Annotated in this window: 17 protein-coding genes and 1 tRNA gene; 9 read left to right on the top strand and 9 right to left on the bottom strand. The window is 66.5% G+C overall.

Annotated features, from left to right (window positions below; translation table 11 throughout):
* Both GJ693_RS09965 and GJ693_RS09960 read right to left on the bottom strand, forming a co-directional pair.
* A partial coding sequence (locus tag GJ693_RS09965) for a carboxymuconolactone decarboxylase family protein (protein WP_156256157.1) occupies positions 1-259 on the bottom strand: 259 nt, incomplete at its 3' end.
* A gap of 79 nt (positions 260-338) precedes the next feature.
* Positions 339-791, bottom strand: coding sequence for a cupin domain-containing protein (locus tag GJ693_RS09960; RefSeq protein ID WP_156256156.1), 453 nt, complete (start codon positions 789-791; stop codon positions 339-341).
* 232 nt (positions 792-1023) lie between these two features.
* Between GJ693_RS09960 and GJ693_RS09955 the strand changes: the two genes are divergently transcribed.
* The 7 genes from GJ693_RS09955 (at position 1024) to GJ693_RS09925 (ending at position 6679) form a co-directional block, all read left to right on the top strand.
* Positions 1024-1845, top strand: coding sequence for a 3-hydroxybutyrate dehydrogenase (locus tag GJ693_RS09955; protein ID WP_156256155.1), 822 nt, complete (start codon positions 1024-1026; stop codon positions 1843-1845).
* Positions 1842-3104, top strand: a complete 1263-nt coding sequence (locus GJ693_RS09950; RefSeq protein WP_156256154.1) for an NAD(P)/FAD-dependent oxidoreductase — start codon at positions 1842-1844, stop codon at positions 3102-3104. Before GJ693_RS09955 ends, GJ693_RS09950 begins: the two co-directional genes overlap by 4 nt.
* Positions 3101-4246: a patatin-like phospholipase family protein gene (locus tag GJ693_RS09945; RefSeq protein WP_156256153.1), complete on the top strand. Its 1146-nt coding sequence runs from the start codon at positions 3101-3103 to the stop codon at positions 4244-4246. Before GJ693_RS09950 ends, GJ693_RS09945 begins: the two co-directional genes overlap by 4 nt.
* Before the next feature lie 155 nt (positions 4247-4401).
* Complete coding sequence (locus GJ693_RS09940; protein ID WP_408014560.1) at positions 4402-4644, top strand: BufA1 family periplasmic bufferin-type metallophore; 243 nt, start codon at positions 4402-4404, stop codon at positions 4642-4644.
* Positions 4645-4648: 4 nt separating this feature from the next.
* Positions 4649-5494: an MNIO family bufferin maturase gene (bufB, locus tag GJ693_RS09935; RefSeq protein WP_156256151.1), complete on the top strand. Its 846-nt coding sequence runs from the start codon at positions 4649-4651 to the stop codon at positions 5492-5494.
* Entirely contained in the window at positions 5475-6215 is a 741-nt protein-coding gene (locus GJ693_RS09930; RefSeq protein WP_156256150.1) for an HvfC/BufC N-terminal domain-containing protein, read from the top strand. The genes bufB and GJ693_RS09930 overlap by 20 nt, the downstream gene beginning before the upstream one ends.
* 62 nt (positions 6216-6277) lie before the next feature.
* On the top strand, positions 6278-6679 hold the full coding sequence (locus GJ693_RS09925; protein WP_156256160.1) for a DoxX family protein: 402 nt from the start codon (positions 6278-6280) through the stop codon (positions 6677-6679).
* A gap of 64 nt (positions 6680-6743) precedes the next feature.
* Here GJ693_RS09925 and GJ693_RS09920 read toward each other — a convergent pair.
* Positions 6744-6833: transfer RNA gene (locus GJ693_RS09920), tRNA-Ser, on the bottom strand.
* A gap of 210 nt (positions 6834-7043) precedes the next feature.
* Here GJ693_RS09920 and hspQ point away from each other — a divergent pair.
* Complete coding sequence (gene hspQ, locus GJ693_RS09915) at positions 7044-7427, top strand: heat shock protein HspQ (RefSeq protein ID WP_408014559.1); 384 nt, start codon at positions 7044-7046, stop codon at positions 7425-7427.
* Here hspQ and GJ693_RS09910 read toward each other — a convergent pair.
* From GJ693_RS09910 to rsfS, 6 genes are all read right to left on the bottom strand, one after another.
* Positions 7424-7984: a demethoxyubiquinone hydroxylase family protein gene (locus GJ693_RS09910; RefSeq protein ID WP_156256149.1), complete on the bottom strand. Its 561-nt coding sequence runs from the start codon at positions 7982-7984 to the stop codon at positions 7424-7426. The genes hspQ and GJ693_RS09910 overlap by 4 nt on opposite strands.
* Positions 7960-8457: a disulfide bond formation protein B gene (locus GJ693_RS09905; RefSeq protein ID WP_156256148.1), complete on the bottom strand. Its 498-nt coding sequence runs from the start codon at positions 8455-8457 to the stop codon at positions 7960-7962. The genes GJ693_RS09910 and GJ693_RS09905 overlap by 25 nt, the downstream gene beginning before the upstream one ends.
* Positions 8447-9028: a YqaA family protein gene (locus GJ693_RS09900; protein ID WP_156256147.1), complete on the bottom strand. Its 582-nt coding sequence runs from the start codon at positions 9026-9028 to the stop codon at positions 8447-8449. Before GJ693_RS09900 ends, GJ693_RS09905 begins: the two co-directional genes overlap by 11 nt.
* A gap of 65 nt (positions 9029-9093) precedes the next feature.
* A complete protein-coding gene (locus tag GJ693_RS09895) occupies positions 9094-10449 on the bottom strand; it encodes a S41 family peptidase (RefSeq protein ID WP_156256146.1) in 1356 nt (451 codons plus the stop codon).
* Between the two features lie 91 nt (positions 10450-10540).
* A complete protein-coding gene (locus GJ693_RS09890) occupies positions 10541-10966 on the bottom strand; it encodes a 23S rRNA (pseudouridine(1915)-N(3))-methyltransferase RlmH (protein ID WP_156256145.1) in 426 nt (141 codons plus the stop codon).
* 23 nt (positions 10967-10989) lie between these two features.
* Positions 10990-11340, bottom strand: a complete 351-nt coding sequence (gene rsfS / locus GJ693_RS09885) for a ribosome silencing factor (protein ID WP_156256158.1) — start codon at positions 11338-11340, stop codon at positions 10990-10992.
* Positions 11341-11343: 3 nt separating this feature from the next.
* Here rsfS and GJ693_RS17395 point away from each other — a divergent pair.
* On the top strand, positions 11344-11583 hold a 240-nt coding region (locus tag GJ693_RS17395), incomplete at its 3' end, for a hypothetical protein (RefSeq protein WP_207789959.1).

Below are 11583 nucleotides of genomic sequence, written 5' to 3'. Positions count from 1 at the left end.
GCCAGCCCAGGTGCAGGGCCGCAGCGACGTGCGCGCGCAACTGCGCCGCCGACGTGCCGAGGGCGGCCTGCGCCGCCACGGCGGCCAGCGCGCGATCCTTGAGCGGCAGGCCGGGGCGCGCAAAAATCTCGCCATAGCCAAAGCCGATGGCGAGACGAGCGAAATCGGGTGCCACTTCGGCAACGCGGTTGTGGCGGGCATCAAGGCCGGCGCCAATCCGGGTCAGGATATCAAGACCCAAGCGGTAACTGTCGGTCACATCATCGTCCTGGCAAGGAGAAGGGCGGCGCGGCGGCGACCGATATGGCCGCCACTGCACCGCCCGTTCGTGGCGATGCTCAATCCCGGGCCTTGACGTCGGCCGAAAGCAGCACGGCGGGACCCCTGCCGGTGTTCTTCCACCAATGCGAGATGCCGTCGGACTCGCTGGACACTTCGCCAGCGTTGTGAACGATGCCGACCGCGCAGCTGCTGCGATACTCGGTCATCTGGCCGCTGACCGTGATGATCAGGGCCGGGCGACCAACGTGGCTGTGCAGGGGCACGATGCCGCCGGGCTGCACGACCAGCCGGCGCAACCGCAGATCACGGTTGTTGACGTCGATTTCCTTCTGCAGGTCCACCGAACCGATCACATTGTCGGTCACCATGGACGGTGCGGTCGGTGCGCCGGCCAGCGGGTTGGCGATGGTCTGACCGGCCGGGCAGCTGCCCGCCAGAGCCGGCGTGCTGGCCAGGATGGCCGCACTGGTGGCCAGGATCGCGGCCAGAGTGGTGCTGTGCTTCATCATCTTTTCCTTCTTCCGATTGAAACTGGTGTCACGGATCGAGGGTGTCGCTGGAGCCTGTTTCCGGGGGCTGGATTGGCTGGAACGGACCCGCGTTCCGTGACAGGCCAACAGCTACTGCCGATACGGGCGCGGCAACATTCGATTGTCGGCATTGAATCCATGCGGGAACGGCATTTCAGCCCGCAGGCCCGCCCCCGCATCCTTGCGTCAACATCCCGCAAGGAGAATCTGCATGAACATCCAGCCGCTCGCGCAGCGTTCCGCCAGCCGGCCCCTGGCGGGCCGGGTCGCCCTCGTCACCGGATCCACCAGCGGCATCGGCCTCGGCATCGCCCGCGCCCTGGCCGATGCCGGCGCGCACATCGTCCTGAATGGCCTGGGCGATCCGGCCGAAATCGAACTTGCCAGGGCTGATCTCGCCGCCCAGGCCGGCGTCGATGTGGTGTTCGATGGCGCCAACCTGATCGACCCCGCCGGCGCGGTCATGATGGTGGGCAATGCCCTGGCCCGCTTCGGCCGGCTCGACATCCTGGTCAACAACGCCGGCATCCAGTTTGTCAGCCCGATCGAGGACTTCCCCGCCGAGCGCTGGGACGCGATCATTGCCCTCAACCTGTCGTCGGCCTTCCATGCCATCCGCACCGCCTTTGGCCCGATGAAGGCCGCCGGCTGGGGTCGCATCATCAATGTCGCCTCGGCCCACGGCCTGGTCGCTTCCCCGTTCAAGAGCGCCTATGTGGCGGCCAAGCATGGCATCGTCGGGCTCACCAAGACGGTGGCGCTGGAAGGCGCGCGCTTTGGCGTCACCTGCAATGCCATCTGCCCAGGCTATGTGTGGACGCCGCTGGTCGAAGGCCAGATCGAGGACACCGCAAAGGCGCGCGGGATCAGCCGCGAGGCCGTGATCGAGACCGTGCTGCTCGCCGCCCAGCCATCCAAGAAATTCGCCACGGTCGAGGAGCTCGGCGCGCTGGCTGTCTTCCTGGCCAGCGATGCCGGCGCCTCGATCACCGGCACGGCGCTGCCGGTGGATGGCGGCTGGGTTGCGCAATGACCCGGCCACGCCAGCATGTCGTCATCATCGGCGCCGGCTTTGGTGGCCTGGCGGCCGCGCAGTCCCTGGCGCGCGCCGATGTCGACATCACGCTGATCGACGGCCGCAACCACCATCTCTTCCAGCCCCTGCTCTACCAGGTCGCCACCGCGGGCCTGTCCCCGGCTGACATCGCGGCGCCGATCCGATCGATCCTGCGCAACCAGGCCAATGTGAGGGTCATTCTCGATACAGTGGTTGGCGTCGATCGCGCCGCCCGCCGCGTCCGCCTCGCCGATGGCCAGCCCATCGGCTACGACCGGCTGATCGTCGCCACTGGCGCGCAGCACAGCTATTTCGGCAACAGCGACTGGGCCAGCCATGCGCCGGGCCTCAAGACCATCGACGATGCCACGGCCGTGCGCCGCAAGGTGCTGTTGGCGCTGGAGCGCGCCGAGAGCGAGACCGACCCCGACATCCGCCACGCCCTACTCACCTTCGTGGTGATCGGCGGTGGTCCCACCGGCGTGGAAATGGCCGGCGCCATTGCCGAGCTCACGCGCCGATCGGTGTCGCAGGATTTCCGCAGCATCACGCCGCATTGCAGCCGCGTCCTGCTCGTCGAGGCCGGCCCGCGCCTTCTGAACAGTTTCCCTGAGCCGCTGGCAGCCAAGGCGCTGGCCGCGGTGGCGGAACTGGGCGTGACCGTGCTGCTCGGCAAGAAGATCGAGGCGATCAGCGACCGCTTCGTCGATGTCGGCGGCATCCGCATTCCCTGCCATAGCGTCGTGTGGGCGGCCGGCGTCCAGGCCTCGCCCGCCGCGGCCTGGCTGGAGGCCGCCGCCGATCCGGCCGGGCGCGTGCTGGTCAATGACGATCTCACGCTGCCGGGGCACCCCGAGATCCAGGTAATCGGTGACACGGCCGCCTTCATCGGGACCGACGGCAAAAGCCTGCCCGGCGTCGCCCCGGTTGCCAAGCAGCAGGGCCAGCACGCCGCCCGCAGCATCGCCACCGGCCGCCCGACGCCATTCCGGTACCGCAACCACGGCAATCTCGCGACCATCGGCCGCCACCGTGCCGTCATCGACTTTGGCCGGGTGCAGCTGTCGGGCGTCCTGGCCTGGCTGCTGTGGTGCACGGCCCACATCTATTTCCTCGTCGGGTTCCGCAACCGCCTCGACGTCGGGGTGCGCTGGCTGTGGAGCTATCTCACCTTCGAGCGCAGCGCCCGCCTGATCACCGGTCCCACCACGAAACTGCACGGAGAACAGCCATGACGGCCACCACCATTGCCGCTGAATTGCACCAGCTCGGCCAGCAGGTCCTGGTCCTCCAGGGCGGCGGCGCGCTGGGCGCCTATCAGGTCGGCGTTTACCAGGCCCTGCACGAACATGGCATCGAACCTGACTGGGTGATCGGCACGTCCATCGGGGCCATCAATGCCGCCATCATCGCCGGCAGCCCGCCAGCCGAGCGCATGGACCGGTTGCGGGCCTTCTGGAAGCGGGTCGAGCATGGCCAGATCTTCGACCGCATGTTGCCCGCCGCCTTCGCCGGCCCGTGGCGCAACCTGGCCACCATCGCGCAAGGCCTGCCCAGCTTCTTCATGCCGAACCCGATGGCGTTCCTCAGCCCGCACATGCTGCTGGGTGCAGAAAAGGCCGGCTATTATTCGGTCAATCCCCTGCGTCAGACCTTGAGCGACCTGGTCGACTTCTCGATCATCAACGACGGCCCGATGCGGTTGACCGTGGGCGCCACCCGTGTCGCCACCAGCGAGATGGTCTATTTCGACAGCCGCGACATGGCGCTGGAGCTTGATCATGTCATGGCATCCGGCGCCTTGCCGCCGGCCTTCCCGGCCGTGCGCATCGCTGGCGAGCTTTATTGGGATGGCGGCATCCTCTCCAACACGCCGGTAGAGGTGGTGTTCGACGACAATCCGCGCCGCAATTCCATGGTGTATGCCGTCCATATCTGGAACCCGCACGGGCCCGAGCCACAGTCGATCTGGGACGTAATGAACCGCCAGAAGGACGTGCAATATTCCAGCCGCGCCAGCACCCACATCAAGCGCCAGCGCCAGTTGCACCAGTTGCGCCACATCATCACAGAACTGGCCGCGCTGGTACCGGAAGACCGGCGCAACAGTGCCGATGTCGCCCACCTCGCCGCCTATGGCTGCTCCACCCGGATGCACGTGATCCGCCTGCTCGCCCCCACGCTGGCCAACGAGGACCATAGCAAGGACATTGATTTCAGCGCGGCCGGCATCAGCGCCCGCTGGGAGGCTGGCTATGCCGACACCATGCACACGCTGGAATCGGCGCCCTGGCGCGAGCCGGTCGATCCGCTGGAAGGCTTTGTCCTCCACGAGGCGATGGGCGGCCACAAGATCACCACCCCGGCGGCTGGGTAACGCCACTGCATCGACTTGATGCGCTCTGGGCAGCGGACGGCGCGGACGCCTGGAGCAATGATGCTGATGCACCGCCCCCGGTGCCAATTCGACTCCAGATTCGATCCATGAAAGGACCCAGGATGAAGACCGCCAATGTCGCCATCACCGCCGCCATGCTGAGCGCGCTTGCCGCGGCGGCCGCCACGGCCGGCCCGGTGCCGCCGCAACCCGGCAAGGACAAATGCTATGGCATCAGCCTTGCCGGCAAGAATGACTGCAAGGCCGGTGCTGGCACCAGCTGCGCCGGCACCAGCCATGTCAATTACCAGGGCAATGCCTGGAAATATGTGGCCAAGGGTACCTGCACGCAGATCAAGACGCCCAAGGGCTTCGGCTCGCTGAGCCCGAAGGCCTGAGGCGATGACCAGCCCGACCGCTGGCGTGGCATTCAAGCCCCAGCATTTCGACGAGGCGATGGCCGCGTCGGCGGTCGGCCTCTGGTTCGAGGTGCATGCCGAAAACTATATGGTGGATGGCGGCCCGCGGCTGGCGATGCTGGACGCGCTGCGCGCCGTGCGCCCCGTCTCGCTGCACGGCGTCGGCCTGTCGCTGGGCGGCCATGATCGGCCCGACCCCGATCACCTGGCCGCCTTCGCGCGGCTGGTGCGGAACTTCGACCCCTTCCTGGTGTCGGAACATCTGGCCTGGTCACGCATCGGCCAGCGCTGCCTGCCCGACCTGCTGCCGGTGCCGCGCACCACGGCGGCGCTGGCGGCCGTCTGCCGCAACATCGACATCGTGCAGACCGCCATCGCCCGCCCGATCCTGATCGAGAATCCGGCCCATTATCTGGCCGTCGAAGCCGAATGGAGCGAGCCGGATTTCCTGGGCGAGATCGTGCGGCGCACCGGCTGCGGTCTGCTGATCGATGTCAACAATGTTGCCGTGGCGTCCAACAATCTTGGCTTTGATCCCGATGATTATCTGGAGGCGCTGCCGCATGCCGCCATCGGCGAGATCCACATCGCCGGCCACCGGCCTGACCCCCAGCTGGGGCCGGCCCTGCTGATCGATAGCCACGACGCCCCCGTTTCACGCTTCGTGTGGCGATTGCTGGCCAGTCTGCTTGATCTGTGCGGCCCGCAGCCGGTGCTGCTGGAACGCGATGGCGATGTGCCGGCCTTTGCCGACCTGATGACCGAACGCAACCGCGCTGCGGCGCTGCTTGAACGAAAGGTCCCTGCTCATGCCCTCAACGATCTCTGAACTCGACAGCTGGCAGGGCGCGTTTGTCGCCGCCCTTGATCGCCCCCGGCCCGGCCGCCTGGCCATGAAGGTCTATCGCAACACCACGATGAAGGGCGCGATCGATGCCCTGGCCGACAATTACCCGACCGTAGCGATGATCGTCGGACACAGCGCGTTCATGGCGCTGGCCCGGGGTTTCGTCGCCCGTCACCCGCCTGAAAGCCCGGTGCTGGCACGCTATGGCGCGGGCTTTGATCGCTGGCTGCAGCGGCACCCGATCTCGACCGATCTGCTTTATTTGGCCGACGTGGCCCGGATTGACCGGCTGCACACGGAATCGCACCTGGCTGCCGATGCCGACTGCCTGGATGCGGCCAGTCTTGCTGCCCTGTCAGCCGATCAATGGTCACGCTGCCGGATGCGGCTCCATCCGGCCACCCGCTTCGACTGGTTCACGCTGCCGGCGGCCGACATCTGGATCGCCCATCGCCATCCCGACCTGGCCGAAGTGGCGCCGGAATGGCAGCCCCAGGGCATATTGCTCACGCGCCCCGCCGGCGGCGTGGAACCCGTGGTCATTGGTGCCGGCCTCCATCGCATCCTGCTGGCCCTCAAGGGCGGCCACAGCGTTGGCGCCGCTGCCCTGCAGGCTGCCGAGCGATTCCCTGACACCTGCATCACCCAAGCCTTCCAGACCCTCATCACCAGCGGCGCCGTCGCCGCCCTTGTGCCGGAGTAAGCGCCATGATCGCCGCCGAAACTCTTGCTGCCCGCTCCAGCTTTTCTGACCGCGTTGCCGACATGCTGGCGGCGGCCCTGCCCTTGTCATTTCTGCTGCTGATCCAGCGGCTCGGCGTAGCCGCGATCTTCTTCCTGTCGGGCCGCACCAAGGTGAGCGGTTGGTTCACCGTCACCGACGAGGCGGTCGAGCTGTTCCGGTCGGAATATGCGTTGCCATTGCTGTCGCCCGAAGTGGCCGCCCATGCCGCCGCGCTGGCCGAGCATGTCTTCCCCGTGTTGCTCGTGCTGGGCCTCGGCACCCGCTATGCGGCGCTGGCCCTGCTGGGAATGACATTGGTGATCCAGATCTTCGTCTACCCCGATGCCTGGCCCACCCACCTCAGCTGGGCCGGCCTGCTGCTGCCCTTGATCGCCCTGGGTGGCGGACGCGTCGCACTGGATCGGCTTGCCGGCATCAAGTGACAGCGTGGGCGACAGACGCCCACGCCCGGTCAACGATTCAAGGGTCCGCACAGGCCGCGGAAAGTGGCGGAGAGGGTGGGATTCGAACCCACGGTGAGCTTGCACCCACAACGGTTTTCGAGACCGTCCCAATCGACCACTCTGGCACCTCTCCGCGAAGCGTGCCCGGTGGGAAAAGTCCGTCGCGGGCGGGTCGAGGGGCGGCCTATAGCGGAGGGGGCCGGGCCTGCCAAGCCCGGCTTGCGGCATTTTCGCCGTGCCGGCGCGACACCGCCACCCCTTCACGACGGCCCGATGCTGCCTATATTGCAATTCGATGGCAGGCGTTGGCCCGTCATCGCCCGTTCAACCACCAACCCTGATCATGCTGCCCGACTGGAACATGATGAACAACCGCCCCACCCCTGACGTGTCGATCGAAGCGCCCACCCCGGCCACCTTCACCATTGGCGATGTGGTGAAGCATCGGGTGTTCCCGTTCCGCGGGGTGATTTTCGACGTCGATCCGGTGTTCAACAACACCGAGGAATGGTGGCAGTCGATCCCCGAAGCGATCCGGCCGCACAAGAACCAGCCCTTTTACCACCTTTTCGCCGAGAACGAGGAATCGGCCTATGTCGCCTATGTCAGCCAGCAGAATCTGCTGCCTGATCCCGATGGCGATCCGATCCTGCATCCTGGCGTGACGCAGATGTTCACCTGCCGGGCCAACGGCCGCTATCTGCTGCGCAACCAGATCCGGAATTAGAGCCGCTTCGCCACCGCGATCGCGGTGCGGCAGCCGGCGCGGATGACCGCTTCCAGCACCGGGAAGGCACCGCCGCCGGTGTGGGCGGCGGCCGCATCGCGGTGCTCGACCTCGTCGGCTCGATAATCGTCGATCATCGCCTTCAGTTCCGGGTCGCTGCCGTCGGCCAGCGCCGCGGTCTGCTCGCCGTAATGTTCGTCGATCACGGTCTCCACCGCCTCCGTGCAGGCCATCGCCGCCCTGGGCCCAAGCAGCGCGGTGCCGGTGCCGAGCGCAAAACCGGCGACATGCCAGAACGGGCCGAGCAGGGTGGGCCGCACGCCGCGCCGCGCCATCAAGCCGTTCATGCCATCCAGATGCCGCTGTTCCTGGTGGGCCATGTGCCTGATCTCGCCAGCCATCTTGTGACGGCCACCCATCACCGCCAGTTGCCCGGCATAGATGCGCGCGGCGCCATGTTCGCCAGCCTGGTCGACCCGCACCATGGCTTGGCGGTCGGCGCGGCGGTCACCGGGCAGGTGACGGCGGACGTTCAGCGGGGTTTCAGCATCAGCCATGTGGCAGCTCCAACCAGCAGCAAGGAGACGACGAAATTCCATCCTGCCATGGAGATCCCGAACATCTGCCATGGTATGGCGTCGCAGCGCACCAGCGGCTGCGCCAGGATGTCGGCCATCATCGATTTCGCGTCACCCGCCACCAGCGGCGCCGTGCAGCGGGTGAGGCCCTGCCACCATTTATATTCCACTCCAGCGTGGAACAGCGCGATGCCGGCATTGCTGGCCAGCGCCAGGATCGCCACCCACGCCGTCACCTTCACCACCGGCGTTATCGCTGGCTGCCGCCGCGCCACGCCCGCCAACAGCAGCGCATCAGCGGCGAAGAAGGCTGTCGCCATCAGGGCATAGCGCTGCCACCAGCACATCTCGCACGGCACCAGCCCGCCAAGGATCTCGAACGCATAGGCCCCGCCCAGCAGGGCCAGGCTGCCCGCCAGCACCAACGCCGGCGCCTGCACCTCAGAGCGCATATTTGACCACCACGAAGCCACCGACGAACAGCGCGGTTGCCGTGAGCGCCAGCGCGTTGAAATAGCGATCGATCAGCACCTGGGCCTGCGCGCCGAAGCGGCGCAGCACCAGCGCCACCAGGAAAAAGCGCCCGCCGCGCCCCAGGATCGAGGCCGCGATCAGCACCGGAATGGAAAGCGACACCGAACCCGCAGCGATGGTCGCGACCTTGTAGGGGATGGGCAGGAAGGCAAAGGCCAGCATCCACAGGAAGCCATTGGCCTTGATGTCGGCGGCAAAGGCCACGAACCTGTCTTCATAGCCATAGAAATGCAGCAGCGGCACGCCGACCGCGTGATAAAGCAAGGCGCCGATCGTGTAGCCAAGCAAAGCGCCGGCCACCGAGGCCATGGTGGATATTGCGGCATAGCGGATCGCGCGTTCCGGCCGGGCGATCGACATCGGGATCTGCATCACATCCGGCGGCACCGGGAAAAAGCTGGAATCGGCAAAGCTGATGCCCATCAGCCAGCGCTCGGCACCCGGCCCGGCGGCCTTGGCCAGAGTCCAATCATAGAGGCGACGCAGCACGGCCGGCGTATTCCTTGGCAATCAGGGCTGGCCGTGGGCTTAGCCGGCGTATGTGACAGGCGCAATCACCGCGTGCCGGTGCGCGCCGCACCCCCGGCCACCTGCACTGGCGGTGCAGCCGGCGGCGCCAGCCGGTTGATCAGGCGGATGGCATAATCCTGCTGGTAATCCAGCACGCCCTTGGCCTTCAGTTCATCAGCCTTGGCCAGGAAGCGCGGATCGGCCACGCTGTCCTGCTCCACCAACTTGTCGGTCGCGTCCTTGATCTCGTTGATCAGATGCTTCTTGAGATCGGCTTCGCGCAGCGGCTTCCTTTCCGTCATGCGCGGATCGGAAAGTTGCGGCACCGGGATATCCGGATCGATGCCATTTTCCTGCACGCTGCGGCCCGACGGCGTGAAATAGCGCGCCGTGGTCAAGCGCAAGGCGGTTTCGGCGCTGAGCGGGAACACCGTCTGCACGCTGCCCTTGCCGAAGCTGCGCTGGCCCAGCACGAGGGCGCGGCGGTGATCCTGCAGGGCGCCAGCCACGATCTCGGCAGCGGACGCGCTGCCTTCATCGACCAGCACCACCACCGGCTTGCCGTCGGTCAGGTCACCGGGCTTGGCGTAATAATGATCGACGTCGTTCTTGGCCCGGCGCCGTTCCGAGACGACCTCGCCGCTGTCGAGGAACACATCCGAGACCTTGATGGCTTCATCGAGCAGGCCGCCGGGGTTGGAGCGCAGATCGACCACATAGCCAGCGACGTTGCTGCCCAGCTTGGCCTTGATGCCTTCCACCGCGGCCCGGGTGGCGTCGCCGGTGCGGCTGTTGAAGGTAGAGATGCGGATCAGGCCCACTTGCCCACGGGTTTCCCATTTCACCGGCTTGATCACCACAACCTCGCGGGTGAGCGTGAACTCCAATGGCTTGGGTTCGCCCTGCCGCACCACGGTCAGCTTGATCTTGGTGCCGGCCGGGCCGCGCATCTTGTCCACCGCCTCGTTGAGGGTGCCGCCATAGATCAGCACGTCATCAAGGTGGGTGATATAGTCGCCGGCCTTGATGCCGGCGCGAGCGGCGGGCGTGTCGTCGGTGGGGGCGACAACCTTCACGGCGCCATCGTCCGAGGTCACGGTCAGGCCAAGGCCGGTATATTCGCCGTCCGTGGTCTGCTTGAGGTTCGCATAGTCGCGGCCGTCGAGATAGGACGAGTGCGGATCAAGGCTGGCCAGCATGCCGTTGATGGCGCCGCGGATCAGCGTCTTGTCGTCCACCTTGTCGACATAGGTGGCGCGCACGCGCTCGAACACGTCCATCAGCGCGTCGAATTCCTTGTAGGTATCGGATTCGGCGGCGGCCTGGACGGCGGCATAGCCCGGCACCAGGATCAGGGCTGCCACCGGCAGCGCGATCTTCCAGCTGTGTTTGAGGCTCATCGGGCAACAGACTCACGCGGGGGATTTGACAGGCAGAATAGCAGAAGGCAGCGCGAGTGCTACTCCCTGCGGTCTTTCGCAGCGCTGAACATCATTCCCGGTGATAGGGATGGCCTTCCAGGATGGACAGCGCGCGGTATAATTGTTCGGCCAGCATGGCGCGCACCAGCATGTGCGGCCAGGTCGCCTTGCCAAAGCCCAACAGCAGATCGGCCCCTTTGCGCGTCGCCTCATCATGGCCATCGGCGGCCCCAATCAGGAAACGCACCTCGCGCGCGCCATCGTCGCGCCAGCGGCCCAGCAGGGTCGCCAGATCGGTGGACGGCAGGTCGCGCCCGCGTTCATCAAGCACAACTGTGCGGTTTGGCCCCTGCTGCTGGCTGAAGGCTGGCCAGCGCGCGGTGTCGCCAATCTCGCTGATCACCAGCCGGCCACGCAGGCGCAGCGCATAACGCTCAACCAGTTCGGCTTCCGGGGATTGGCCGATGCGGCCGCGCGCGACAATGTGCAGCTTCACCGTTCAGCGCGTCGGTCGGGGGATCAGGTGGCAGACCCTGTCACCGGCGCGAAGGCCGGCGACGGATTGGGCGCTTCGTCGAGGCCCCACATCTTCTCGAGATTGTAGAAGGCGCGCACGTCGGGCCGGAAAATGTGGACGATGATGTCGCCGCAATCGATCAGCACCCAATCGGCGGCCGGCAGACCCTGCACGCGGGCGTTGCGGCGAAAATCGGCCTTCATCTTATCGGCGATCTTCATGGCCATGGAGGCAACCTGGCGGCCGGAGCGGCCACTGGCGATCACCATGTAATCGGCGATGCTGGTCTTGCCCGCCAGCGGAATTGAAACAGGATCCACGGCCTGATCATCATCCAGGCTTTTCATGATCATGGCGTGGAGTTCCTCCACGCGGTCAGTCTTGGTCAAAAGCTTGCCTTTTCAGTCAATCGGGCCGTGGTGGCCCAGCCGGGATCAGTGCTGCGGATCGCTGTAGCCGATTCCGGCCGCAAACGGGAGTGCAACCTGATTATCGCCGGCAAGGCGGCCTGCGTCCAGCGTGAAGGCGGGGTGGGCGACCAGCCGGCCCAGCCCACCGCCGGCGCGCCGAGCAGCGACACGCCCGGGCGCGGCACC

Origin of the sequence: Sandarakinorhabdus oryzae (assembly GCF_009733735.1) — a bacterium.
Taxonomy (GTDB): Bacteria; Pseudomonadota; Alphaproteobacteria; order Sphingomonadales; family Sphingomonadaceae; genus Sandarakinorhabdus; species Sandarakinorhabdus oryzae.
The sequence above is the reverse complement of the archived record's forward strand: the minus strand, read 5'-3'. Positions and strand labels throughout refer to the sequence as shown.